The following is a 23,966-nucleotide window of genomic DNA, read 5'->3' on the forward strand; positions in this document are numbered from 1 at the left end:
GACGCAGCCTCCTGCCTCGAGTATCCAACCGCGTTTGCGCCGATCGGCGCAAACGCATCGCGTTGTGCTCGGGGCGTCACGCGATGGCGGACATAGCAAACTACGTTTCCGCCAAAACCTCTTTGATCGCTTGCTCGAATGCTTCTACCGGCTGTCCGCCCGTGACCAGGTAACGTCGATTGAAAATGATCGACGGAACCGACTGGATGCCGAGTGCCTGGAAATCCCGTACTTCGGCTCGGACTTCATCGGCATACCGGCCGCTGTCCAGAACATCGCGCGCTTGGTCGGCATCGAGTCCGACCGTTTGCGCCGCTTCGACGAGCACGTCGCGATTGCTCGGATCCTTGCCGTCGGAATGATAGGCCTGCATGAGCGCGAGCTTCAGCGGCAACTGCTTGCCTTCGATGCCGGCCCAGTGCAAGAGCCGATGCGCATCGAATGTGTTGTAGACCCGGTTGCGCGCGCCGAACGTAAAGCCGACGCTCGCGCCGCGTTCGCGAATCATGGCCTGGGTTTGCGCGATCTCTTCCGGCGTGCGTCCGTATTTCTTGCCGAGATAATCGACGATCGCCTCGCCCTCGGGCCTCATTTGCGGATTGAGCTCGAACGGATGGATGACGATCTGTGCGTCGACGGCTTGTCCCAGCCGGGAAAGTGCCTGTTGTAGCGAGGATAGGCCGATCGCGCACCAGGGGCATGCGATATCGGAAACGAAGTCGATTCGAAGGGGCTGCGTCATTGCTTCGCCAGTAAGAAGTTGGCCACTTTCAGCCGAGCGCTGCACAGGTTAGCGCAATTCGGGGGCGCGTGCAGGCGGGTGCGAGCGGCCTGTTCGTTCCGGTCCGTTTATAGGGACGACCGCCGGCCGGAACGATCAACCCGCTAATGGCGATTGAGACCGGTTCCGGCGTCGCCCAAAGCGGCAGATTCACGATCGATCAATTGCAGCGTGATCGCCTCGTCGGCGCGCAGTGCCAATTCCCTTTGCAATTCGAGCGCGGACGAGAACGCGTCGCGAGCCTGCCTGTGCCGCTCCGTGCGCGACAAAAGCGTGCCCATGGCAATGAACGTGGAGATGAGGCGAGGCCGGTCGTTCAGCCGCAAGAAATGCGATTGTGCCGCCTCGAACCAGGCCAGCGCTTCGGACATACGGCCCGCTGCCGCGAGCGTGCTGCCACGCCCGTATTGCGCCATGGCCACGCCGGTCGTCATGCCTGTTTCGTTGAAGAGCCTTTCGGCGTCACCCAGTAGCGCGAGCGCGCGCTCGATGTTGCCTTGATTCGAATGGACATCCGCGAGATTGAGCAGTGCAGCGGCTTCGTCGTCCTTGCTTTGCACGTCCGCTCGCCGGGCCAATGTCAGGGCACGCTCGTAGGCCGCGATAGCGGCCGGGAAATCTCCATGCTTCTCGTGAAGCATGCCGAGCCGAAGCGTCGTTTGCCCGACTCCTTGCATGTCGTCCATCGTTTCCCGTAGGCCGCGGGCTTCCTCGAGCAGCTTGCGGGCGTGATCGTCATGCGACTGATCGGAATACAGGACGCCGAGGTTATGAAGCGTTGCCGCGAGTCCCTCGATGTCGCCGGTCTGTCTGCGATTCTCGAGCGATCGCTCATAGCATCGCATCGCCTTGTCCCATTCGCCCAGTTCCCGGTAGGAGACGGCGATGTTGTTCAGCGCGGTCCCGATGTCTTCGCTCGTTCCGGCCCGTGAGAGGAGGTCCAGCGACTTTTCGAGGAGTTGAACGGCTTGCCCGTGCCGGCCGATATGCTGATACACCTCGGCCATCCGCGCCAATGTCACGGCTTGCCCGCGAAAGTCGTCCGTGCTCGTACGCGATTCCAACGCCTCCCCGTAAGCGCGTATCGCATCTTCGTGATGGCCCAGAAGAAAATAGAGAAGGCCCGCGTTTTGTGCGCCGTTTCCCGCGCCTGTCACGTCATTGGCGCGCTGACGGATGGCAACGGCTTGTAACTGACACGCCAGCGCATCGCGGAATTCGCGCTTCGTGAAGTGCCAATCCGCCCGCGCCTCGAGTTCAGCCGCTTCGATGCCAAGCGACTCGTTCATGGCGATCGAGGCGACGTCGCTATCGGGCGGCAATGATTGTCTGTCCATGGAGGTTTTATCTGACCGGTCAGGCGACACTTGACGGCAATCTCGGAAACGTTGAATGCGGCGACGCGAATCGCCGGTGTTTTGCAAGCGCGTTGCCTCGAGCGCAACGTTAAGCGCTCGACGATGGTTTGTTCGATCGATCGCGAAAGGTTGATCTTCGAAGCGAAGCCGTCGATTCGATGCGCTGTGTCGATCTTTTTCGCCTATTTCCGCTTTCTTTGGCAGTTTTTACGATTTCACGTAACAAGCGGCGATAGGCTTGCGCCGACCGAAGTCGGTTTTTCCCAGGTGGCTTATAGCAGGGCATTCGTCTCAGGTACGCGGACCGTGCCTGTTCACGACTGCGTGCCTGCGGGATAGATGATGGTGCCATCCGGTTGAGGTCGAGCGCTCGGCGTCATGGTGGCGGCGTCCACATGACGATCCCCCAGTATGTGTCTGACCGCTTCGCCGCGCGATAGCAGGTAGTCGGTAATGATGCGGCGATGACAGCGCCACCAGACGGCCTCCGAACACATGATGGCGCAGCGCTTGCGCGCGCCCAATTCGAGCAGCGCGGCCAGGCCTTCGGCGAACGTCGCGGTGCATGCGTAGTCGGCGTAGTTGCGAAACGCGGGATGTGTCCAGTATCCGTTCGCCGAAGGCTCCGTGCGCTGCGACTTGCCTCGCCGTCCGCCGAGCTCCCGCAGATGACAGTACTCGATTCCGTGCGCCGCCAGCGCATCCGGCAACGTGTCCACGTTGAACTGCGGGTTCGTTCGCGAGCGCGGAAAGCTGCGCACGTCGACGAGCAGTTCGATATCGGAGGCCTCGAGCAGGCCCATGAACTCGTCGAGAGAGCGTGTCGAATGACCGATCGTGAAAAACGGGTGTCGCATTGCAGAAAGTGTGGACGAGGGCGGCCTGAGTCGGTGCGCAAGTCTTGCGCCATGTCAATCGAGGCAGGCCCTGGGCGGCGCATTCACTGCGCCGCAGCTTCATGTTGCTTGCGATGTTCCGCGGCGAGCCGCTCCTGCTGATTGGGCGGGACCGCATCGTAGTGACTGAACTCGATGCTATAGCTGCCATGCCCGCCGGCTATGGCGTTGAGGCGGGATTGATAATCGGTCAGCTCCGATAGCGGCACCTTTCCTGTTACCACGACGGCGTGTCCCGCGAGTGCGCGCGTGCCCTGTACCTGGGCGCGGCGCGTGGACAGATCGCCGATGATGTCGCCGATGGCCGCCTCGGGCGTCATCACTTCGATATTGACGATCGGCTCGAGCACGAGAGGCTGCGCCTTCAGCGCGGCGTCGATGAACGCCTTGCGTCCCGCCGTGACGAACGCCACTTCCTTCGAATCGACGGGGTGGCTCTTGCCGTCGAAAACCGTCACACGCACGTCCTGCATCGGGAAGCCGGCCAGTGGCCCGCTTTCCATCGCCTGCAATATCCCTTTCTCGACGGCCGGCATGAATTGACCCGGAATGGCGCCGCCTTTGACCGCATCGACGAATTCGTAGCCGCTGCCGCGCGGCAAGGGTTCGACGCGCAACATGACTTCGCCGAATTGTCCGGCGCCGCCTGTCTGTTTCTTGTGCCGATGATGTCCTTCCGCTTGCGCGACGATCGTTTCCCGATAGGCGATCCTGGGAGGCCGGGTGAGCACGGAGACCTTGTATTGATCGGCGAGCCGCTCGAGCATGTGCCGCAGATGCAGCTCGCCAAGACCGCGTACGACCGTTTCGTTGTTGCCCGAATGCTCGATTCGCAAGCAAGGATCTTCCGCCGTCAGCTTCTGGAGGATTTCCCACAGGCGCTGTTCGTTGCCGCGGCGCTCGGGCTCGATCGCGAGGCCGTAAATCGGTGTCGGAAACGCGAGGGGCGCGAGATGAATGTTGCCGTCGTCGGGCGAATCGTGCAGAACGGCATCGAAGCCGATCTCGTCCACCTTGGCCGTCGCGCAGATATCGCCCGGTCCCGCGCGCGCGATCTCGACGTGTTCTTTGCCCTGGAGTGTCATCAAATGGGCGACCTTGAACGGTTGGCGTGCGTCGCCGATATAGAGCTGGCTGTCGCGCCGAACCGTGCCTTGATGAATTCGAAACACGGCCATTTTGCCGATGTACGGATCCACCACGATCTTGAATACGTGCGCGAGCACGTGCTTGTCGGCGAGCGGTTGCGCTTGAACGGCCTCGCGACGGCCATCGACGTCGCGATAAAAAAGAGGCGGGTTGCCTTCGAGCGGACTCGGCAACAGCTTCACGAAGATATCGAGGAGTTCGCGAATGCCGGCGCCCGTGGCCGCGGAGGTGAAGCAAATCGGCACCAGATGCCCTTCACGCAACGCGCGCTCGAACGGCTCATGCAGTTGTTCGGGGCTGATCGCTTCGCCTTGTTCGAGATAGAGCTCCATCAGATTCGCGTCGAGCTCGATCACCTGATCGATGAGCGCATCGTGCGCCGCGGCTACCGTCAGAAAGTCCGATTCGCCCGAAGGATTGAAGAAGCAGTCGACCACCGCTTGCGCGCCCTGGGCGGGCAGATTGATCGGCAGGCACGCTTTGCCGAACGTATCCTGAATCTGAGCGACGATGCCGGGCAGATCGACCTTCTCGCCGTCGATGCCATTGACCACGATGATTCGGCACAGCTTGCGCGCCTGAGCCCAGGCCATCATGCGCCGCGTCGTCATTTCGATGCCGGCGCGCGCATTGATGACGATGGCCGCTGTCTCCACGGCGGGCAGCGCACTGATCGACAGGCCCGAGAAGTCGGGGTAACCCGGTGTATCGGCCAGATAAATGCGGGTGTCGCGGTAATCGACGTGCGCGATCGCGGAGCTCAGCGAATGGTGATATTTGCGCTCGAGCGGATCGAAATCGCAGACCGTCGTACCGCGCTCGACGCTGCCCGGCGCGTGGATCGTGCCGCTCTCGTGCAGGAGCGCCTCGACGAGCGAGGTCTTGCCGCAACCGGTGTGACCGACCACCGCGACGGTACGAATGGCTTCGGGGGAATATTCCATGGCGCCTCCGTCCTGCGATTGTTATCGACGCATTATTGGCGAAAACGGCGAACGTCGCCAGCAATCGGCTGTCGACGGCGTTCGATGCCCCGCGTTGCGCGGGGGAAGACGCCTCGCCCGGCCAGCCCGGTCGCTTTCGGTTTTGTAATATGAAAGATCCTAAGCCGGTCCGGGACTACGCGCGCCGCTCGCCCATGGCTGCACGTTGCTGCGGCTCGTTTCCAGCGGGATGCGGACTTCGACGGTCGTGCCGTTGCCGGGAGAAGCTTCGATCTCGAAGGTGCCTCCCAGCAGATAGGCGCGCTCGCGCAGTCCAATGAGTCCGTACGATCCGCTCTTGCGCGGGCGGGTCAGATCGAATCCGGTCCCATCGTCGCTGATCCGCAATAGGATGTGGCTGTCGGTGAGGGCGACAGTAATGTCGGCGTGCGACGCATGCGCGTGGCGTGCGATGTTGGTGAGCGCCTCCTGAACGATTCGAAAAACCGCAGTGGCGTAAGGCTCGACGAGCGCAGGATCGGCGGGGTGGAAAGTCAGTTTGCAATGAATGCCGTATCGTTGCTCGACGTTCGTCACGAGCCAGTGCGTGGCGGCCACGAATCCGAGATCGTCGAGCACCAGCGGACGGAGGTCCGAGGCGATGCGCCGAGCGGACTTGATCGTCCCGCTCAAGAGCATATGCATCGAGGCAATCTTTCGGGCGACGTGAGCGTCGTCTTGCGGGACGTTGTCCATGAGCCAATCGAGGTCGACCTTCAGCATGCCGAGCGTTTGTCCGAGTTCGTCGTGGAGCTCGCGTGCGATGCGGCGCCGTTCGGCCTCCCGCGCGCTGGCGCAGGTGGCCGACAGCTCCCGTACTTCCTCGCGCGACGTTTTCAAGGCTCGCTCGGCGCGCTCGCGCTCTTCGATCTCGCGACGCAATTCCGCGTTCGACGCTGTCAGTTCGCGCGTGCGCGCAGCCACACGGTGCTCGAGCCGCGCGTTCGCCTCGTTGAGCTGCGCTGTTTTCTCCTGTACGAGCAGGTGTTCGGTCCGTTCGGCCGCCAGGGCGTTGACGACGTGCGCATAGAGCTTGGCATGCTCGAAGAGCAGCGCGAAGAGCACGGTCGACGAGGCGAGCAGCCCATAGATGCGCCCGGCGTAGAAGCCCAAATCGAATCGGCCTCGATTGAATATCGACGAGAGGGCGATGTCGAGAAGCCATGCGCCCAGGGCGACCATCAACCAGATATCGAGAATGGCGTGTGGCCGCCGTTGCCACAAGATGACGAGCGCAGCGAGATTGAGCCCCCATACCGTCCACACGACGACCAGCAGCGAGGGTGTCATGAAGTGACCCGCCATGATGTGCGGCAGTAGAGCGTGGCCCGTCGTAGTCAGTACCACGAGGGCGCTCGTCGCCAGCAACGCTGCGGCGATGCAGGCTCCGATCCAGACTGCGCGGGTGCCGCTGCGCACCTGGGCCGTAGGCTTCCAAAGGGCGTAGGCCGCGATTGCCACGGGAAAGGCGCCGTGCCAGAACATATAAAGCCATGCAGTCGTTTGTTCTCCTGCGCCAAGCAACCCCGTTGCCGTAAAGAGACCCGGAAAGGTGAGCGCGTGAGCGCCGCCCATGAAACCCGTGAACAGGTAACCGAACGCGAGAACGAGCAGGGCCGTTGAACGCAGAATGGCGAACTGCCCGACTAAAAGCGCCGCTGTGACGAAATCATTGACGATCAAAGCCGATTGATAGAGCGGGATGAATGCCCATATCTGCGGTAGCGGGCGATCGGCGAACGGAACCAGTGCGATGAAGACTGCAGCGGAGACGCTCATCACTCCCGCAGCGAGCCGCCTGTCGCGATGTCCGGGCGGCGATGTCGACATGAACATCTGGGATGGGTCGGGCAACTCGTTCATTTGCGTCACCGCGCGGCGGATGGCCGATGTTTGCCTATTCTTCTTCCTCGGCATCGATCAGATGATGGCGAACCGCGTAGCGAATCAGCGCAGCCTCATGCGGCAGCTCCAGCTTTTCGAGGATACGCTGCTTGTATGTGCTGACCGTCTTTACGCTGCGCTCGAGTTCGGTGGCGATTTCAGTGACCGACTTGCCCCGGGCGAGGCGACGGAGTATGTCGAGTTCACGCCGGGAAAGCCGCTGATGAGCCGACGCGTGCCCAGGCTCGCGCAACTTGCCCGCGAGCCGTTCGGCGATCGGCACGCTGATATAGACGCCGCCGGTTGCAATCTTTTTGAGCGCCGAGATGAGTTCGAGCCCGGCGCTTTCCTTCGTCATGTATCCCGCGGCACCCGCACTGAAAGCGCGGGCGACGTATTGTTGCTCGGCATGCATCGTCACGATGAGGATGCGCAATTGCGGCGCTGCCTCCCGGATATGACCGATCAAGTCCAGCCCCGTGCATTCCGGCATCGACAAATCGAGGAGCAGCACGTCGGCGTCGACGCGATTAGCCAGATCGAGCGCCGCCGCGCCATCGCCCGCCTCACCGACGACCTCGAAATCCCCGGCCGTCTCGAGAATATGGCGCAGCCCCTGCCGCACGACGGTGTGGTCGTCCGCGAGTAGGACCTTGATCATCAGGCGCCTCTCATACGCATTCTCGTGCGTGTTCAAAGTGTGGTTCTTTTCATGAGAGGGCGCAAATGAAAGGCTGGAAAAAGCTAGGGAAGGTGCGTTTGCCGCTACCAGAGCTCTTGTCCGACGAATAAGAATATCCCTACATGAGAGTAAGGAAGTCTTACCCGAGATTCCGCCCGAGTCCGGTTTCGGAAGCCGCCCGCTTGAGCCAAACTGCCTGCACTTTCGACGATCGATCCGACATGGAGAGCGCAATGCTGACGCCGCATGAGGTCGCTTTGCTATTTGTCGCCACGGACGCGCCGGAGCGCATCGATATCGACGACTCGAACGTCGCATCGCTCGTTGAGCGCGAGTTGATCGATATCGAACACACCGGCGGCGGGCGCAGCCGGCCCGTGTTGACGCGTTTGGGCGCGAGGACCGTGGCGCGCCTGAGGGAGACCGGATGTTCCGCCGCGCGGGGGCCTGGCTCCGGCCGATAACGGAGCAAAGCCATCGCGCCCGGCGCGGGCCGCGCTACCTGGATTTCAGCGATACGAACGTACGCGTGTTATCGCGAACGATCAGCAGCGCAGCTACCTTCGGGCTCGAGGCGACGAGTGCGGCCAACGCTTCGCGGGACGCAACGGGCTTTCCGTTCACCGACACCACGATATCGCCGGGCTCGATCCCGGCATCCGCCGCGAGATCCGAGGCCGCATCGACGAGCAAACCAGCTTCGACCCCGCTTGTGCGCCGTTCGGCTTCGCTGAGCGGATGGACGACTAGACCGATCCTGTCGAGATCGTCGCCGCTGGGTGCCGCGGCGTCAGTGGACGCCGCTACCGTTGCACTCAACGTCATCGGCTTGTTGTTGCGGACGATTTTGAGCGTGACCTTCGAGCCTGACGTCAGCCCCGCGACGGCATCGCGCAGGTCGGCGGCGTGATCGACGCTCTTTCCGTTGACGTGCGTGATGACGTCGCCGGCCCTCAGGCCGTTGGCAGCGGTGCCGTGCGCCGTCGGGGCGACGAGCGTCACGAGTACGCCCTGCGGTCGCGATAGGCCGAACGCCGTGGCCAGACCGGGATCGAGATCCTGCGTTGTAATGCCGAGACTGCCGCCGCTGGCCTTCGCCTGACCCAGCAAATGCGTACGCAGTTCGATTGCCGCCGCGATCGGGATGGCGAACGTCATCGTTTGATAGCGGGGTGCGTCCACGTAAAGCTGCACGTCCACGCCGATTACCGCGCCGTCTCGATTCAGCAGGGGGCCGCCCGAGTTATCGGGGTTCACGGCAATCTCGGTCTGAAAGAACGGGAACGTGGTGCCGTCGGGCAACGCATGTGGCGCGACGCTGACGATCCCCGCAGTGACCGTGTTTTGCGCGCCCTCGAGAGCGCCGATCGTCAACACGGTCTCCCCGGTGTTTACCCTCGCAGCGTCGCCGAGCCGGACGACAGGAAGTTTCGACGCGCCTTGCATTTGAAGCAGCGCGACATCGGTTCGCGGGTCGACGCCGAGCACGCGTGCCTTGAACTGGCGCCGGTCGGTCAGCGTCACCGTGACCTCGTCCGCGCGGTTCACGGTGTGCGCCGTCGTCACGACGAGCCCATCCGGGCTGACGATGAACCCCGAACCACGCCCCCACATGACGCGAGCGGCCGGGGATTGATCCTGCTGCGAGGCGGTGGACTGAAGAAGGGCGCCGATCGGATCGTCGGGTGCGATCGCGTCGAGTTGCGCAGGTCGGTCCGCGTCGCCCGCTGCACGGATATTGACGACGGCGGGCCCGTACCGGTCGACGAATATCGCGTAGTTGGGTGCGCTTTCAATGCTGCCGTTGCGGCTGCCGCTGTCGGGCGACGTATGGACAGTCCTGGCGGGTGAGGAGGCGGGTGGCGCCGCGTACGTCGACAGCGGTAGCACGACGCAGAGGGTAACGCAGAACAATGACGCCGCAGCCATGCTGCGTAAGGCCGGATGGGGGGTTCCCGAGGTTCTGATGCTCACGGCTCGCTCCATTGGGTTGGCGTTGAGCGCAAATGGGAACGCTACCGGTCGAAAGCGGAAGACCGGTCTCGCGTGTCCGTCCATTCATGTTGCTCGCTCGACGTTTCGCCGCCTGTGAGAGAGCGCACCAAACCGCTCAAGATGATCGCCGCGTCGTATTCCGCGGCGGGTCGCGCAAGCGTTGCGCTACATTGCTGATCCGGGGAGACGCGACTTCCGATGTGGGGTGGCAAGCGTGTGTTGGACGAAAAAGCGTTGCATCGTCTGCGCGCCGCGAGAGATGTCGCGGCGCAAAACATTAAACCGAGAGAAATAGCACGTTAGCCGACGCCGGCGCGATACCGATACGAAGCGCGGGCGCGGCGAACGCAATCACGTCTTCTCCGATCGAGAAGCCCGGATACGAGTATGCGGACACGCTTGATCGTCATCGTTGAATAAAAAATATGCGTTGCGGCTCGCAGGAATTTTTCAACAAATTCTGGTTGCTATTATCGAAATTTGCTGCAAGCTCTGGACAAAAATCGGTGCTCACAAACAAAATAATTCGTATGGCGCTTTTCGGCGTCATGGTCGCGGCGGTTGCGCCGTCCTGTCCCGCGCGATACACCACGGACTGGCTCGCGAACTCCTACGGTTCGCTTGCCGAGCATGTCGGCAACGCGGCCCGCTCGATGTGGGTCGCGCCTGATGGCACGGTCTACACGGCATCGATGTGGGACGAGAACGCGGGCGGTATCGGAATCTATCGCAACGGTAAAACGATCGGCTCCATCGGCCGGCACAACGACGTTCAAGGCGGCGCCATCGCCGGAAATGCCACCTCGATCTTTGCCGAGTTGCAGTCGAGCGCGCGCGGCGGCAGCGGGGCGGTCGGACGTTTCGATCGAACGACTGGCTTGCGCGACCGGGTATTCCAGGTCAGCAATGCGAGTGTCGGCGTTCATGCCGATCGAATCACCGGTCTTGCGGCATCGAAATCGTTGGTCTACGCGAGCGACCTTCCCGGCAGCCGGGTCCGCATTTATACCGTCGATGGCATCTGGCAGCGCGATATCGCCTTTCAGAAACCCGGCGCGCTGACGGCGGACGATGCCGGAAACGTCTGGGTTGCCCGACAAGACGAGGGCGAAATCGTCGAGTTCAGCGCGGCCGGGCGTCAATTGACGGCTATTCGTATGCCGGAGGGGTCGCGGCCATCCGCACTTTCCTGGGATTCGACCTCGAAGCAGTTGCTGGTGGGCGACGAAGGCCCTGATTTGAACATCAAGCTATATTCGTTTTCGAATGGGCTTCCCAGGCTCGCCGGCACGTTCGGCGTGCGCGGCGGTTACCTCGACACCTCGACCGGCATCAAAGGGCAAACGGGCGAGAAACGCTTCAATCGCGTGGTAGGGATCGGACGCGACGGCAGCGGCAATCTCTATGTCCTCAACAATCCGTGGGGTAGGGGATGGGACCTCGCCCGGACCGGCGGCACCGATATCCGTGCGTATGACAGGGCCGGCCGAATGCAGTGGGAATTGCATTCGCTGAATTTCGAAGCGATTGCCGCACCCGATCCCGGTAACGATGGCACCGATTTCTACAGCGGTACGAACATCTATCGTGGAAAGTCGGGCGGCGTCTTTTTCGCCAATACCGTCGATCCGTTCGAGTTTCCCTCGGACCCGCGCCTCGACAGCACCCAGCGCGGTGAGCATTTCGGACAACTGGCCCGCGTGGGAGGGAATCTCATTCTGGTCGCGGCAAGCCAAAACCCCAGAACGTTTCATTTCTTTCACTTCAATGCCGCGCATGGATATATCGCCATACCGGACGGCTCGTTGCCCGGCGATTTGTTCGATACGGTGCGGGAAGTGACAGGAGGCTTTTGCCTGGACAGCAAGGGCGACGTCTGGGCAGCGCTCGACAAGACCGACGCGATCTACCACTACCGGCTTCTCGGCTTCGGCGCCGATGGGAAACCGAGGTGGAGCCCGCCCGAAACGATCCCGGTCCCGGCCAGCGTCCGTCCGCTCGTGCGAATCGTTTACTTGCCCGAGAGCGACACGATGATCCTTGCGCAGGGGAGCGGCAGTACGCTCGACTGGACGCAGATGAGCGAGCGCATCGAGGTCTATCACGGTTGGCTTGCCGGCAACACAAATAGGCCGAATCCGGTCGTGGTGCTGGAGAACGCGAGCGCGAAGTCGCTCGCAGCCGCCGGAGACTATCTTTTCGTGGGGTATGTCCATACCGTGCCGAACATCGACGTATTCAGCCTGAGCGGCGGCCAGCGAGTGGCGACGCTGACCAACAGCAGTGAAGGCCGGATCGACGTCGGCAACGACGTGGATTCGATGTATGGACTGCGGGCTTATCTGAGTACGAACGGCGAGTACCTGGTTGCGAAGGACAACTACAACGGATCCAGTGTCGTCGTGTATAGATGGCGCCCTTGAAATCGGTCGATTTCCGCGCTCGAGCTTGGTGCGGAAAGCGACGCGACCATTTCGCTTGCGGGAGCGGTCTTACGCTTTGGCTTGAAACATTACAACGGCCTGGACTCGATACTCCGACGATAAACAGCGACAACGGAGGGGGCGAATGCATGGCAGAGGAGTGGGCCGCGCCGCGAGAGCGCTTAGCCAGACGGGCAGCACCGCTGGAAAAAGGACGAACAACCGCACGGCCGAACAAGAGCCTTCCCAAGGCGACTCACGGACTCGGAACGTCTCGCCCATGTTGTCGGCGCTGCCGGGCAGGCGCGTCAGTACCGTCGTGAGCGACACGAAGATCAACGAAGCAGGCGACGTCACGGATCCCGGACACATCCAATATCAAACATCGGAGGCCGAGCGCGCGAGAGAGCCGGAGTTGGCGCTCGCCATCGGACATTCGCGACGCACCGATCCGCATGCACCGAAGGTCCATCGCTTCAAGGTGAGCGGCTCGCTGCCCGATGGCACGCCGTTTCGCGTCAATGCACTGAAGGGCGCGGCAATCAACGCGGGTGACGACAAGCTCATCGAGCCGCAATCGGCGTCGCGCGTAATCGACCACGGCGAGATGACGGATGAGCAGCTCGCGCGTATGAAGGAAATTCAGCAGCAGCCGATTTTTCCCGAATACGAGACGAGCGGCGCTGACGAGAGCAATTGCGTTCACGGCCACGCCGAAGTGGCGCGCACGGTGTTCGACTGGGACGTGCGCCCCGAACGGCACGCGCGGCCGCAGGACCTGGCGCAGCAGATGACCGGTTTCAGGACGGACGGCACCGGGGAAAAACCCTCGGATGTGGATTGATCGGCAACGGCGACGCCTGCTGCTGCAGCGCAAAATACAACCTACTCCCACGACATCCCATTAAGTGACGAGCCCTCTCACTTCTTGACAGGGCAATCGCCACTCTCCACACTTGCCCGCATTGCGGCGATACCTTTCTATGGGGGTAGGTCAATGAAAGCTTGGCATAAAGCTCTGCATCCCATGATCGTTGGCGCACTGATGGCGGTCGCGTTATCGACTCCGGCATTTGCGCAAGGCCCGAAGGCGGTTGGCGGGCCCGGCGCCGATCCGGGCTGTTTCAAGCCACAGGCGTCCGACACGAAGTACTTCCAGTGGCCGGCCAAACCGGGCCCCTATCGAATTGCGCTCGTTAACGGTTTTATTGCCAATGACTGGCGCGTGCAGATGATCCGCGTTGCCAAAGCCTATGTTTCCCAGCCGGCGGTCAAAAAGGACATCAAGGAATTCAAGGTTGTCTCGGTTGGCCAGGACATCTCCGCGCAGATTGCCGCCGCCAACAATTTCATCGACCAAGGCTTCGATGCCATCATCGTCGATGCCAACAATTCCGCGGCTTTCAAGGGCGTGGTGCGCAAGGCCAATGCGAAGGGTGTCGTCGTCGTATCGTTCGATAACGTGATCGACAGCCCCGATCAAGTCTCGGTCAATGTCAACCAGGTCGGGCTCGGCGAAATGGCGGCGACGTTCTTGCTGAAGGAAGCCAAAAAGAAGAGCGGCGATCTGACGTTCCTGCACGTACGCGGACCGTCGGGCCAACCGGTGGATCTCGCCCGCGACAAGGGCTTTCATGAAGTGCTCGACAAGTCCGGCCGCAAGGTCAAGGTAGTCGATGTGATCGGCAACTGGGCACCGGGCGATGCGCAGAAGGCAACCGCGGATGCGATCGCCGCGGGCGGCATTTTCGACGGTATCTACGTACAGGGCGGCTCCCAGGGCACGGTGCAGGCCATGCTCGACGCGGGCAAGTTCAAGGCGCCGATTTCCGGCGAGACGGAGAACGCTTTTCGGATGCTATGCGACAAGGCAGACCTGACCTGCCAGTCGGGCGGTACCGGGCCGGCGCAAAGCGCGGTGGCGGTCAAAACCGCGATTGCGGCGCTGCAAGGCAAAGTGGTGCCGCAAAGCATCGCGCTGCCTACGTCGGTCGACTATTCGCCATTTACGCCGGACAAGAATGTCTTCCCCAAACTGCCGGGCAGCTTCTTCGCCGGCAACAACTTCCCCAGTTGCAATATCGGGTTCTCCGCCGAGGAAATTGCGAAGCAGAGCAGCCAGAACAACTGAACGCTTGAGCGCGGCCGCGCATCGTTGCCGCGGCCGACAAGGGGAGCACGACGATGGGGGAGGGAGCATCGGATCCACTGCTGCGCGTGGAGGGTGTGTCGAAGCATTACGGCGGCGTCCGGGCGCTCGAGGATGTGCGGTTTTCGTGTCGCGCGGGCTCGATTCATGCGCTTCTCGGCGAAAACGGCGCGGGCAAATCCACGTTCATCAAGATCCTTTCCGGCGTGGTACAGCCCGAGCGCGGCCGCATCGTGCTTGGCGGTATGCCGGTCAGCTTTCCTACGCCCGCCGCGGCGGCGGACGCGGGCATATCCTGCATCTTTCAGGAGCTTTCGCTGCTGCCTGATCTCACGGTGGCCGACAACATCAATATCGCGGATCCGCTGCGCCGCCTCGGATTGATCGATCGCACGCAAGAGCGGCGGCGGGCGGAGCAGATGCTGGCCCGCGTCGGCGGCGAGGATATCCACCCGGCCGCGCCTGTAGGCCAGCTTCCGCTCTCGCGCCAGCAGTTGGTGGAAATTGCCAAGGCGCTGGCACGGCGGCCAAAAGTGCTGATACTCGACGAGGCGACCTCGGCGTTGACAGCGGCCGACGTAGCCAAGGTCTTCACCCTGCTGAAGCAGCTTCGGGCCGAGGGCATGGCGATCGTGTACATCTCCCATCGCATGCACGAGATCGCCGAGCTTGCCGACGAATGCACTGTGTTTCGCAACGGCCGCTACATCGAAACCTTCGCAGCCGGTACGCGATCGGACGATGCCATCGTGGAGATGATGATCGGCCGCGAGTATTCGAGTGCCTTCCCGCCGCTCGGCGGGACGCGGCGCGACGGAACACCGGCGCTTGCCGTGCGTAACTTGTCCTGGGCCGGAGAATTGAACGACATTTCGCTCGAAGTCCATCCGGGCGAGGTCGTCGGTCTGGGCGGTCTTGACGGTCAGGGCCAGCGGCAGTTCCTGCTCGCATTGTTCGGTGCGCTGATCGGCGTGGAGGGGACGATCGAAGTGGCCGGCCGGCCCGCGAAAATCGGCAGCCCGCGTCAGGCGAAGTCGCCCCAACTCGGGCTCGCGCTGATTCCGGAAGACCGCAAGAACGAAGGGCTGATGCTGCCCATGACCGTGCGCGAGAACCTCTCTTTTGCCGCGCTCGAGACGCTGAGCCGGTTCGGCCGCATCGACCGCAAGGCGGAGGCCGAGCAGCTCGATGCGCTCGTGCGGCAGCTGGCCATCAAATCGGATGGCCTCGACGGTCCCGTGGCCGCGCTTTCCGGCGGTAACCAACAGAAAGTGGTGATCGGCAAGTGGCTGATGACGCGCCCGCGCATCGTGCTCCTGAACGATCCGACGCGTGGCATCGATGTCGGCACGAAGCAGGAGATCTACTTGCTGCTGCGCCGGCTCGCGCAGCAGGGAACGGCCGTGCTCTTCTATTCGACCGACTACGACGAACTGATCGGTTGCTGCGACCGCGTGGCCATCTTCTATGACGGCACGATCAGCCGGATGCTCCAAGGCGCCGAGCTGACCGAGCGCAATCTCGTGGGTGCGGCGCTGAACTTGTCTTCGGCGGGCGAGCGGCCAGCTTCGAACGCTGCTTAGAGGTTGCCGATGCAACTGTGGAACGAGGGGCGAAGATGACGGTCGGAGCGCGCGACAGAAACTGGCGATATCGGCTCGCCGCCCAGCGCGGCGCGCTCGCGGCGGCCGCTATTTTCGCGATCATGTTCGCGGTGTATGGCGCCGCGCAGCCTACGGGGCTGAGCTCGGATGTCGTCAATACCGCGGCGAACAAGGGGGCGCTCTTGGCGCTCGTTGCGATGGCGCAGACCGTGCCCGTGCTCACGGGCGGGCTCGACCTGTCGGTCGGCATGATCTTCATGCTGACCAATTGCCTGGCATCGGTCATCGTCACGGGCAGTCCGGTCATGACGATCCTCGGCATTGCCGGCGTCCTCGCGGCAGGTCTGGCGTGCGGTCTCGTGAATGGATTGATCGTCGTCTATGGGCGGCTGCAGCCCCTCATCGCGACGCTTGCGACGAGCGCGATCTACTTCGGTATTGCGCTCGCGTTACGACCGCAGCCGGGCGGTGACGTCAACGGCGATTTCGCCGATCTGATGACGAGGTCGACCTATGGCGTGCCTTCGTCCGTGGTGCTGATCGTGGCGACGGTCGTCCTGATCTGGATGCCCTACCGAAACTCCACGCTGGGCAGGGCGGCCTATGCCGTCGGTTCGTCGGAACAGGCCGCTTATATGTCGGGCATTCCGATTGCGCGAGCCAAGCTTTGCGCTTATACGCTCGCGGGGCTCTTCGCCGCGGTGGGCGGGCTGTTGCTCACGTGCCTGACGTATTCCGGCGAAGCGCGTGCCGCGCTGGGCGGGGACTATACGCTGAACTCGATTGCCGCGCTGGTGATCGGCGGCACCTCGCTCTTCGGTGGCTCGGGCGGCGTGGTCGGCTCTGTCTTCGGGGCCTTCGTGATGCGCACGGTGGGCGATCTGCTCGTCGTCTTCAACATCAATCCGGTGCTGCAGCCGCTATTCGTCGGAGTGGTGTTGCTGTTCGCCGTCAGCCTTGGCTCGCTGCGCCTGCTGCGGGTGCGTAACAAGCTCGATCTCTATCGCTAAAGCCGCCATGCTTCGTTCCTTACCCAAGATCGACGTCGCGACATTGATCGCATTTGGCTGCATCGTGCTGCTCCTTTTGCTGGGCGGCGTGGCCAAACCGGGCTTTTTGTCCGTCGACTATCTCGGTCAGCAACTTCAGGTTGCGGCGTTCCTCGGCGTGATTGCGACGGGAGAGATGATCGTGATCCTGATGGGACAGATCGACCTCTCGATTCCGTGGACGATCGGTATCGGCGGCATGATGGCCACCGGCGCATCGGGCATTCTCGGCACTACGCTCGGCGTACCGCTTGCCGTCCCGTTCGGGATTTTATGCGGCGCTTTGATCGGGGTGGTGAACGGCTGGGGCGTGGCTTATCTGCGGGCGCCTTCCATGATCTTCACGCTCGGCATGAATGCCGTTGCCCAAGGCCTCATGGTCTATCACACCGGGGGCTTCGCACCGCAGGACCGGGCGACCTCACTCATGATCGAGCTTGCCAGTGGTCAGTGGATCCCCGGTTTTTCCAATCCGCTGCTCGTGTGGATCGCGCTTGGGGCACTCACCGTCTATATCCTGACGCGCACCGTATTCGGTCGTCAGATTTATGCGATCGGCAATCGCGAGCGGGCGGTGTTTCTTTCCGGCGTCGATAGTCGGAGGGTCACGCTGATCGCTTTCGCCTTTTCCGGCGCTTGCGCGGCGGCCGGCGGCGTGCTGCTCGCCGGATGGGCAAACCGTTCGTATCAGGCCATGGGCGATCCCTATCTGTTGCCTACGATCGCCGCCATCGTGCTGGGCGGAACCAATGTGCTCGGCGGTCGGGGTACTTATCTCGGCACCGTGGCCGGCGTGATTCTGATTACCCTCTTGCAGTCGATTCTTTCGGTACTGCAGCCGCAGGATTATTTCGCTTCGATGGGCATCAAGCTGCCCGCCGATGTCTTCCGGCAGGTCGTGTTCGGCCTGGTGATCATCGTGATGATGATGCTGTATGGGCGGGAGAAAGCGATGCGATAGTGTGGCGGGAGCCGGGATCAGGCGGTGCAGGGCGCGTGTCCATGTCGAGAGACCTGGCACGTGCCTTGCCGCAATGTCGATGGGAGGCGGCGGGCACGATCGCTTGCCGCCGACTCGATTCGCATGAACCGGGAGGTACCATGGAATTCTTCAGGCCAATACTGATAGCCGCCTGTGCGCAACTGGTCATCGCAAGTCCGCTGGCCATGGCCCAGACCACACAGCCCCCGCAGCAACCGAACTCCACCCAGCAAGGCGCGCAACCCGACCAGCAGGCGCCCGGCACCACCACGCGCTATGCGGATCCGAGCCACCCAGCGTCATCCCCCCAAGGTGGCACGCTGATGCAAAAGCGTGAGCAGGGTATGTCGCCCCAGGGCGCTTCAGGTAGCGCGACCGGCAAAATCCCGCAGTAGAACGACGAGCGTGCCGCGCTCCGCGATTCCAGGATGAACGCATTCGCAGCGCTTATAGCGTTCCGGTGCGCGGCTGAGGGGTCGGCTCGGTCGCGCACCCGACACGCAACACCATGCATTCACGTTGCTTGTTGCCATTTGTCCGGCGAACGGGCGATGCGCTGTTCGATTCGCCCGAGCCGGACGACTGTCACGCCGGGCCGCAACTGACGTAGAGACGGCATGACGAGCACGCAGTCGTCGTACGGTGTGGTGACGGCTTGACCGTCTGACCACCCGATGACCGTGCCGGCCTTCTCGAACACTTCGAGGCCGGTGTACGGTGCCGCGAACCGGAAGTCCATGCTCTTCGCAACCACCGGTTCCGTGACGCGCACAACTCGCATTTCCTCGGGGAGCGGCCTGAGCCATTCGGCCGGCAGGTCGCTTTCGTCGACGATGCCCGCCAACAGCAGGAAGCGCGCCGTGCTGTCTCGTGCGACCGTGACCGCACCTTTCTCCCAGTGTTGCCCGCATTCGATGAGCAGGGCGCTCTTTGGACTCGCTTCATCGCCGAAGCCCTCGTAGTCGCGCATTCTGCGTCCTTCGGGGTGACCTTCGTCGAGAATCGCCGTGGCCGGTGTGCCGAGGCTAACCGCGAGTTCGGCGCCCTTTCTCAGCGGACCGGCGACGATCAACGGCGAACTCTTCTCGTGCATCGAGTGAAGGTCGAGCAGCAGATCGACGGTATCGATCGCTGGCCGCATCGCGCGGGCGCGGTCCAGTTCCGCCGAACGCGTCGCGACGTCGTCGAGCTTCGCCGCGGTCCACACGCGGTTGAAGTCCTGATCGACGAAGCGCGCCCGGTCCGGCGCGGCGGGATCGAATCGCGCATACGCCGCTACGTTGGCGAACGACAGCGTGAGCTTGCCGCGACGGGGGCGCAATCGTGCGCGCACTAGTTCGTCGACGACGATCGCCCCGCAGACCTCGTTGCCGTGCGTCAGTGCGTTGATCATGACGTGCGGGCCGGCTACGCCGGAATCGAACGTGTAAAGGTACGGGATACCGGTATTGCCAGGCGCGTGCGGGGCAATATCGGGGAAGTCGATTTCGATGGGGTAGCTATTCATCTTTGTTTCAGCCCTTGCTGACAGCGATACCTGGACTACACATGATCGATCTGCGGGCCCTCATTGCATAGGATGATCTTTTTGTTTTGCAGCATTGCCCGGTAATTCGCCGTCAGAAAGCGCGTGGCATCACTTCTGTCACAATGGCGTTCGCCGATTCGCCGGCGCACCGTCGACAACGGATCACGATCGAGCCTCTCGTAAATGCGTATTTTCGGAATAAGCATCCACATCATCATCGCCCTCATTTTTGCGGTGCATGCCGTGCGCACGCAGCAGAACATGTACTGGCTGGTGATTCTGTTTCTCTTCCCTGGCCTCGGCAGTCTGGTCTATCTGTTCGTTGTTTACCTGCCTGGCTTGCGCCAGTCGCGTGGAGCGAGGGCGGCAACGCGGGCCTTTTCGCAGCTGGTCGACCCGGATCGAGCCGTACGCGAGGCGCGCATGGCTTTCGATCGCGCGCCGAGCGTCGCGCATCGCATGCGGCTCGGTGCCGCGCTGCTCGATGCGGGAAACGCCGCTGAAGCGCTCGAGCACTACCGAGCGGCGGCTACGGGGCCGTTCTCATCCGATCCGGGCTTGCTACAGGGATTGGCGCGAGCGCAGTTTGCCAACGGCGATGCCACAGGTACGCAGGAGACGCTGGAAAGGCTCTTCGCCGTTCATCCCATCGCCCGTCAGCAATCCGAACCTGCCTTGCTGTACGCACGAGCTTTGGCGGCGCTCGGCGCATCGGGCACGCGCGCCGCATTCGAGGTGGCGCTCGCCAGCGCGAGCGATGCGGCGCCCCGTTGCTTGTACGCCGATTGGCTGGCGACGCAGGCCGACGACGCCGATCGTCGGCGAGCGCGCGAACTCTACGCCGATATCGTGCACGATGCGAGGCATTGGACGCGCTACGCCCGTGACCACAACAGCGAGTGGTTGCAACGCGCCCAATCGGCTTTGAGCCGATAGCCGAGGGGTGTGCGTCGTTCGAGGATACAGTACGGGCGAGCCGGATCGTGACGGCCTTGCTCGGGCGTTTGCCCGCCGCATCGTGTCGAGTGAAGCGTAAGCGGGTCACGTCTTCATCGTTCTCGCGCAAACTGAGGAACGCGCACTGCGCGAGTTCGGATGGATGATCGAGCTTCGATAAACGACGCGCAAACGGGGGGCTTGCACACAGCAAGCGGTCGTTGGGGGCGAGGTAATGCCATGTCTTCCAGTTCGAGCATTAAGTGACCTTTAACGAAGGGTTCACTCCGTATTAAACAAGATGGGGCGTTTTTTTTCTATAGTGCAGGCTACGGATTCCGAACGGAGTGGCTCATGGTTCAGCACGAACACGGTACGCAGTTGCCTCAGACGATGAACCCTCCCGGGCTGGCGACGCCCGGTGGCCATTACAGTCACGTTGCGATCGCAAACGGCCTGGTTTTCGTGTCCGGTCAACTTCCAATCGACGCGAGTGGCGCCAAGCTCACCGGCCAACCCTTCGAGGCGCAGGCCGAGCAGGCGTTGGCCAACCTGGCGTCCGCATTGATCGGTGCTGGCAGCGGGACCGAGAAGCTGGTTCAGGTCCGTGTCTATATCGTCGACATCGCGCATTGGGCGAGCTTCAATGAAATCTATGCACGCTGGGCCGGCGACGCGAGACCCGCCCGTGCCGTCGTGCCGGTTCCGGCGCTTCATTTCGGTCTGACGATCGAGATCGAGGCGGTGGCGTTGGCGTAGCAATGCGCTATCCCGCACTCAAGGACGCACTGCAGTGACTTCTCCTGTTCATCACCTGATGCAAGCGCAAAGGCTGGATCGGTTCTTTGTCGATGGCGAATGCTACCGGATGCCGACCTGCCGAGGGCCATTGCGCCAGGCGTCGCCGCTGCATTCCGGAACATGGGCCAGTCATGCAGCGCACCGACCCGCATGATCGTGCCGCGCGACGTTCTCGAGGCGGTGAATGAGTTGGCTGTGGCCGCAACGGAAAAGATGATCGTTGGCGATCCGCTCGACGAGGCGACGACGCATGGCCCACTGGCCAATCGCATGCAGTTCGACAGAGTTCGGCAGATGATCGAAGCGGGCATCGAGGAAGGCGCAAAGGTCATCGCGGGTGGCCCCGGCCGACCCGCGGGATTCAGCAGGGGATTCTATGCACGCCCGACTATCTTCTCCGATGTCCGCACCGATATGAACATCGCCCAGCAGGAGATTTTTGGCCCAGTGCTTGCGATCCTTCCTTACGACACGGTCGAAGAAGCCGTCACCATTGCGAACGACACCGTCTATGGACTGGGTGCGCATGTTCAAGGCACGGACAAGGCACTCATGCGTGCGGTAGCCGCGCGCATCCGTTCGGGACAGGTGCATCTCAACTATCCGGCATGGGATCCGCAGGCGCCGTTCGGCGGATACAAGCAATCCGGGAACGGCCGTGAATATGGGATCGAAGGGATGGAGGAGTACACAGAGGTCAAGTCGGTACTTGGCTACTACGATTGAATGCGTCGCTACCTGCCCCCGGGATTACTGGCTGAGCACCCATTGGATAAGCGTATGCGCGTCCTCTGGCGACAGTGGGCCGCCGCGATCCGCGGGCAGCGGCATCGACGTGTCGCCCCAGTGCGCTTTTCCACCGAGACGTAGTTTGTGCTCGAGCATTTCGGCGGCTTGCGGCTTGTCCCGATAGCGGTCGGCGATTTGATGGAAGGACGGCGCAAGAAACGGCGCGTCGATAGTGTGGCAGAACATGCAATGCTGCTGATCGATCAGCTCGGTGGGTTCATGCTGCTGCGCGAATGCCGGCGAGCCGAACACCGCAGCCAGCAGCCAGGCCGTACCGATTGCATATTGCTTTTGCCGCACATTCATTGCTTTTTTCCGAAAGAGACGCGCTCAGCGTGAAATGTGGGACACGGCCACAGCCAGATCGACGCCCATCGAGTGCGGTTCTCGCATACGGATACGGCACCGGCCGCACCGTGGGTCAGTGGGACATCAGCACGGGAACCGTCATCGTTTCGAGCATCGTGCGCGTGACGCCGCCCAGCACCTGCTCCCGTGCGCGCGCATGCGCATAGGCACCCATCACGAGCAGGTCGGCATGCACGTCGCTCAACTGATTCAGGAGCGTCGCTCCGGTGCTGACGCCGGACGCGCGCGGTATCGACGCAAACCCCGCACGTACGCCGTGCCGCTCGAGATAACCGGAGACGTCGAACCCGGCCGGCTCGTCTCGATCCGGGTGCTTCACCACTGTCGAGACCGTTACGAAGCGCGCGCGTTTGAGGATCGGCAGCGCGTCGGCGAGCGCGCGAGCGGCTTCACGGCTGCCGTCCCACGCCACGACGACGTTCTCGCCGAACGAAGTGACGCGGCCCGCGTACGGCACCACGATTACGGGACGCCCGGCGGTCATGACGAGATCTTCGATGAAATTGCGAGCGACATACGATGCCTGGTCGTCGGGGTCTTCCTGACCCACGATCAGGAGATCGGCATGGCGGGCGTACAAGGTGGCGGCGTCAACTGCGGGACCCGCGGGCGCCTGCCACTCGAACCGGCATCCGGCGCGCTTGGCTGCGGCGGTGAACTGTTCCTGCGCGCGCAGCCTGCGCTCCGCGCCTTGCGCTTCCAGAGTGGCCAAATTGAGGCTGTCATCGCGCTTGAGCAGCGGGCGGAATATCTCCTGGCAGACCACATAAAGGCCGACCAGGTGAGCGTTGTATTTGAGCGCGAGATCTAGCGCGAGGTCCACACGCGCTTCGCTATGGCGGCTGTCGTCGACGTGGACGAGCAAAGTCTGATAAGTCATGACGGTTCCTTTTCGGTTTGGGAGGGCGCTGCAGCCGCCGCCGGGGCGGCGCCTTCGACGCTGCCGGGAATCAACAGCACCGGACAGAAAGCCATGCGCAAGAAGCGCTCGGCGACGCTGCCGAGCATGAGCCGCCGGACGCCGCGCCGGCCATGCGTACCCATGACGACGAGGTCGCAGTGGTTGGCACGCGCTTGTTCCAGAATGCACTCCGCGATGTCGCCGCCGGGTACGGCGGCTTCGACCACAGACGGCGCGCCCTTGACGTTTTGCCGCTGCATGGCGGCGAGTGTCTCCGCCTTCAATCGCTCGCCTTCTTCGAACAAAGTGTCGCGCACGATCGCCGGATTGAATCCGGGCGCCTGATAGGCCGCGATCGGAACCTCGACGACGTACAGCGGAATCAGTTCTGCGCCGTTCTCGCGGGCTGTCTCGAGCGCGAAATCGAACGCGCGCTGTGCGGTGCCGCTGCCGTCGATCGGCGCGAGGATGCGTTGGTACATGATCGGACCTCTTCGTTTGCAACGGAACGGAAGTGCCTTTGCGTAATCTAGAGTCTAGGAGCGGCGTTTTATTGCGGATTGACACAGATCAATCGAGCGTGGGCTCCGGATGCGCAGTCCGCGGATGCTGGAACGCATCGCGTGGAGTGCATCGGTTCTAGCCGCTGGCGGCGGTTCATGTTTGATTGACGGAAGTCAAGTGCGTGCGAAAGCGGCTGCGTACAG

Annotated in this window: 21 protein-coding genes and 2 pseudogenes; 11 read left to right on the top strand and 12 right to left on the bottom strand. The window is 62.5% G+C overall.

The annotated features are described in order from the left end of the window. Nucleotides 1–100: 100 nt before the first annotated feature. From ACO1XS_RS20940 to ACO1XS_RS20965, 6 genes are all read right to left on the bottom strand, one after another. A complete protein-coding gene (locus ACO1XS_RS20940) occupies nucleotides 101–742 on the bottom strand; it encodes a DsbA family oxidoreductase (protein ID WP_331569999.1) in 642 nt (213 codons plus the stop codon). A gap of 143 nt (nucleotides 743–885) precedes the next feature. After that, nucleotides 886–2,118: a tetratricopeptide repeat protein gene (locus ACO1XS_RS20945; protein ID WP_486391615.1), complete on the bottom strand. Its 1,233-nt coding sequence runs from the start codon at nucleotides 2,116–2,118 to the stop codon at nucleotides 886–888. Nucleotides 2,119–2,453: 335 nt separating this feature from the next. After that, nucleotides 2,454–2,996 (bottom strand): DUF488 domain-containing protein, encoded by a 543-nt coding sequence (locus ACO1XS_RS20950; protein ID WP_486391616.1) that lies wholly within the window; start codon nucleotides 2,994–2,996, stop codon nucleotides 2,454–2,456. A gap of 83 nt (nucleotides 2,997–3,079) precedes the next feature. Further along, nucleotides 3,080–5,128, bottom strand: a complete 2,049-nt coding sequence (gene fusA, locus ACO1XS_RS20955) for an elongation factor G (RefSeq protein WP_486391617.1) — start codon at nucleotides 5,126–5,128, stop codon at nucleotides 3,080–3,082. Nucleotides 5,129–5,287: 159 nt separating this feature from the next. Further along, complete coding sequence (locus ACO1XS_RS20960) at nucleotides 5,288–7,030, bottom strand: sensor histidine kinase (RefSeq protein WP_331569991.1); 1,743 nt, start codon at nucleotides 7,028–7,030, stop codon at nucleotides 5,288–5,290. 34 nt (nucleotides 7,031–7,064) lie between these two features. Continuing rightward, a complete protein-coding gene (locus tag ACO1XS_RS20965; protein WP_331569990.1) occupies nucleotides 7,065–7,712 on the bottom strand; it encodes a response regulator transcription factor in 648 nt (215 codons plus the stop codon). 254 nt (nucleotides 7,713–7,966) lie between these two features. Here ACO1XS_RS20965 and ACO1XS_RS20970 point away from each other — a divergent pair, with 254 nt between their 5' ends. Further along, complete coding sequence (locus ACO1XS_RS20970; RefSeq protein ID WP_331569988.1) at nucleotides 7,967–8,197, top strand: hypothetical protein; 231 nt, start codon at nucleotides 7,967–7,969, stop codon at nucleotides 8,195–8,197. Between the two features lie 34 nt (nucleotides 8,198–8,231). Here ACO1XS_RS20970 and ACO1XS_RS20975 read toward each other — a convergent pair whose 3' ends face one another. Beyond that, complete coding sequence (locus tag ACO1XS_RS20975) at nucleotides 8,232–9,707, bottom strand: trypsin-like peptidase domain-containing protein (RefSeq protein WP_331569987.1); 1,476 nt, start codon at nucleotides 9,705–9,707, stop codon at nucleotides 8,232–8,234. A 551-nt stretch (nucleotides 9,708–10,258) separates the two neighbouring features. On the opposite strand from ACO1XS_RS20975, the gene ACO1XS_RS20980 reads away from it, so the two are divergent. The 7 genes from ACO1XS_RS20980 to ACO1XS_RS21010 all read left to right on the top strand — a co-directional run bounded on the left by ACO1XS_RS20980 (nucleotide 10,259) and on the right by ACO1XS_RS21010 (nucleotide 18,330). Continuing rightward, nucleotides 10,259–12,151 (top strand): SMP-30/gluconolaconase/LRE-like region family protein, encoded by a 1,893-nt coding sequence (locus ACO1XS_RS20980; protein ID WP_331569986.1) that lies wholly within the window; start codon nucleotides 10,259–10,261, stop codon nucleotides 12,149–12,151. A 280-nt stretch (nucleotides 12,152–12,431) separates the two neighbouring features. Continuing rightward, on the top strand, nucleotides 12,432–12,995 hold the full coding sequence (locus ACO1XS_RS20985) for a type III effector (RefSeq protein WP_331569985.1): 564 nt from the start codon (nucleotides 12,432–12,434) through the stop codon (nucleotides 12,993–12,995). A gap of 153 nt (nucleotides 12,996–13,148) precedes the next feature. After that, nucleotides 13,149–14,282, top strand: coding sequence for a substrate-binding domain-containing protein (locus tag ACO1XS_RS20990; protein WP_331569983.1), 1,134 nt, complete (start codon nucleotides 13,149–13,151; stop codon nucleotides 14,280–14,282). A gap of 53 nt (nucleotides 14,283–14,335) precedes the next feature. After that, nucleotides 14,336–15,883 (top strand): sugar ABC transporter ATP-binding protein, encoded by a 1,548-nt coding sequence (locus ACO1XS_RS20995; protein WP_481581437.1) that lies wholly within the window; start codon nucleotides 14,336–14,338, stop codon nucleotides 15,881–15,883. A gap of 35 nt (nucleotides 15,884–15,918) precedes the next feature. Continuing rightward, nucleotides 15,919–16,914 carry an ABC transporter permease gene (locus ACO1XS_RS21000; RefSeq protein WP_331570387.1) on the top strand — a complete coding sequence of 332 codons (996 nt, stop codon included), beginning with the start codon at nucleotides 15,919–15,921 and terminating at the stop codon, nucleotides 16,912–16,914. Nucleotides 16,915–16,921: 7 nt separating this feature from the next. Further along, the gene (locus ACO1XS_RS21005; protein WP_331570389.1) at nucleotides 16,922–17,914 is read left to right on the top strand and encodes an ABC transporter permease; all 993 of its coding nucleotides are present in this window, start codon (nucleotides 16,922–16,924) and stop codon (nucleotides 17,912–17,914) included. A 41-nt stretch (nucleotides 17,915–17,955) separates the two neighbouring features. Next, a complete protein-coding gene (locus tag ACO1XS_RS21010; RefSeq protein ID WP_331570391.1) occupies nucleotides 17,956–18,330 on the top strand; it encodes a hypothetical protein in 375 nt (124 codons plus the stop codon). Between the two features lie 119 nt (nucleotides 18,331–18,449). Here ACO1XS_RS21010 and ACO1XS_RS21015 read toward each other — a convergent pair whose 3' ends face one another. Then, complete coding sequence (locus ACO1XS_RS21015; RefSeq protein WP_331570393.1) at nucleotides 18,450–19,442, bottom strand: M14 family metallopeptidase; 993 nt, start codon at nucleotides 19,440–19,442, stop codon at nucleotides 18,450–18,452. Nucleotides 19,443–19,646: 204 nt separating this feature from the next. Between ACO1XS_RS21015 and ACO1XS_RS21020 the strand changes: the two genes are divergently transcribed. Further along, nucleotides 19,647–20,399: a hypothetical protein gene (locus ACO1XS_RS21020; RefSeq protein ID WP_331570396.1), complete on the top strand. Its 753-nt coding sequence runs from the start codon at nucleotides 19,647–19,649 to the stop codon at nucleotides 20,397–20,399. 13 nt (nucleotides 20,400–20,412) lie between these two features. Here the strand turns inward: ACO1XS_RS21020 and ACO1XS_RS21025 are convergent. Then, nucleotides 20,413–20,655 (bottom strand): annotated as a pseudogene (locus tag ACO1XS_RS21025) (LysR family transcriptional regulator); the annotation flags it as partial. A gap of 98 nt (nucleotides 20,656–20,753) precedes the next feature. On the opposite strand from ACO1XS_RS21025, the gene ACO1XS_RS21030 reads away from it, so the two are divergent. Further along, the gene (locus ACO1XS_RS21030; RefSeq protein WP_331570398.1) at nucleotides 20,754–21,158 is read left to right on the top strand and encodes a RidA family protein; all 405 of its coding nucleotides are present in this window, start codon (nucleotides 20,754–20,756) and stop codon (nucleotides 21,156–21,158) included. A 99-nt stretch (nucleotides 21,159–21,257) separates the two neighbouring features. Next, a pseudogene (locus tag ACO1XS_RS21035) lies at nucleotides 21,258–21,926 on the top strand (aldehyde dehydrogenase family protein); the annotation flags it as partial. Nucleotides 21,927–21,950: 24 nt separating this feature from the next. Here ACO1XS_RS21035 and ACO1XS_RS21040 read toward each other — a convergent pair. From ACO1XS_RS21040 to ACO1XS_RS21050, 3 genes are all read right to left on the bottom strand, one after another. After that, nucleotides 21,951–22,295 (bottom strand): c-type cytochrome, encoded by a 345-nt coding sequence (locus ACO1XS_RS21040; RefSeq protein ID WP_331570400.1) that lies wholly within the window; start codon nucleotides 22,293–22,295, stop codon nucleotides 21,951–21,953. Between the two features lie 115 nt (nucleotides 22,296–22,410). Further along, nucleotides 22,411–23,238 carry a universal stress protein gene (locus tag ACO1XS_RS21045; protein ID WP_331570402.1) on the bottom strand — a complete coding sequence of 276 codons (828 nt, stop codon included), beginning with the start codon at nucleotides 23,236–23,238 and terminating at the stop codon, nucleotides 22,411–22,413. After that, nucleotides 23,235–23,741: a universal stress protein gene (locus tag ACO1XS_RS21050; RefSeq protein ID WP_331570404.1), complete on the bottom strand. Its 507-nt coding sequence runs from the start codon at nucleotides 23,739–23,741 to the stop codon at nucleotides 23,235–23,237. Before ACO1XS_RS21050 ends, ACO1XS_RS21045 begins: the two co-directional genes overlap by 4 nt. Nucleotides 23,742–23,966: the final 225 nt, after the last annotated feature.

This window comes from Trinickia sp., assembly GCF_057351765.1.

Bases quoted from the DNA above. Each gene is read 5' to 3' on its own strand.
- ACO1XS_RS21015 (WP_331570393.1), bottom strand. From the start codon at position 19,442: ATGAATAGCTACCCCATCGAAATCGACTTCCCCGATATTGCCCCGCAC.
- ACO1XS_RS20950 (WP_486391616.1), bottom strand. From the start codon at position 2,996: ATGCGACACCCGTTTTTCACGATCGGTCATTCGACACGCTCTCTCGAC.
- ACO1XS_RS21020 (WP_331570396.1), top strand. From the start codon at position 19,647: ATGCGTATTTTCGGAATAAGCATCCACATCATCATCGCCCTCATTTTT.
- ACO1XS_RS21040 (WP_331570400.1), bottom strand. From the start codon at position 22,295: ATGAATGTGCGGCAAAAGCAATATGCAATCGGTACGGCCTGGCTGCTG.
- ACO1XS_RS21005 (WP_331570389.1), top strand. From the start codon at position 16,922: ATGCTTCGTTCCTTACCCAAGATCGACGTCGCGACATTGATCGCATTT.
- ACO1XS_RS21000 (WP_331570387.1), top strand. From the start codon at position 15,919: ATGACGGTCGGAGCGCGCGACAGAAACTGGCGATATCGGCTCGCCGCC.
- ACO1XS_RS21045 (WP_331570402.1), bottom strand. From the start codon at position 23,238: ATGACTTATCAGACTTTGCTCGTCCACGTCGACGACAGCCGCCATAGC.
- ACO1XS_RS20960 (WP_331569991.1), bottom strand. From the start codon at position 7,030: ATGAACGAGTTGCCCGACCCATCCCAGATGTTCATGTCGACATCGCCG.
- ACO1XS_RS20970 (WP_331569988.1), top strand. From the start codon at position 7,967: ATGCTGACGCCGCATGAGGTCGCTTTGCTATTTGTCGCCACGGACGCG.
- ACO1XS_RS21050 (WP_331570404.1), bottom strand. From the start codon at position 23,741: ATGTACCAACGCATCCTCGCGCCGATCGACGGCAGCGGCACCGCACAG.
- ACO1XS_RS20985 (WP_331569985.1), top strand. From the start codon at position 12,432: ATGTTGTCGGCGCTGCCGGGCAGGCGCGTCAGTACCGTCGTGAGCGAC.
- ACO1XS_RS20965 (WP_331569990.1), bottom strand. From the start codon at position 7,712: ATGATCAAGGTCCTACTCGCGGACGACCACACCGTCGTGCGGCAGGGG.
- ACO1XS_RS20990 (WP_331569983.1), top strand. From the start codon at position 13,149: ATGAAAGCTTGGCATAAAGCTCTGCATCCCATGATCGTTGGCGCACTG.
- ACO1XS_RS20945 (WP_486391615.1), bottom strand. From the start codon at position 2,118: ATGGACAGACAATCATTGCCGCCCGATAGCGACGTCGCCTCGATCGCC.
- ACO1XS_RS20940 (WP_331569999.1), bottom strand. From the start codon at position 742: ATGACGCAGCCCCTTCGAATCGACTTCGTTTCCGATATCGCATGCCCC.
- ACO1XS_RS20980 (WP_331569986.1), top strand. From the start codon at position 10,259: ATGGCGCTTTTCGGCGTCATGGTCGCGGCGGTTGCGCCGTCCTGTCCC.
- ACO1XS_RS21010 (WP_331570391.1), top strand. From the start codon at position 17,956: ATGTCGAGAGACCTGGCACGTGCCTTGCCGCAATGTCGATGGGAGGCG.
- fusA (WP_486391617.1), bottom strand. From the start codon at position 5,128: ATGGAATATTCCCCCGAAGCCATTCGTACCGTCGCGGTGGTCGGTCAC.
- ACO1XS_RS21030 (WP_331570398.1), top strand. From the start codon at position 20,754: ATGGTTCAGCACGAACACGGTACGCAGTTGCCTCAGACGATGAACCCT.
- ACO1XS_RS20995 (WP_481581437.1), top strand. From the start codon at position 14,336: ATGGGGGAGGGAGCATCGGATCCACTGCTGCGCGTGGAGGGTGTGTCG.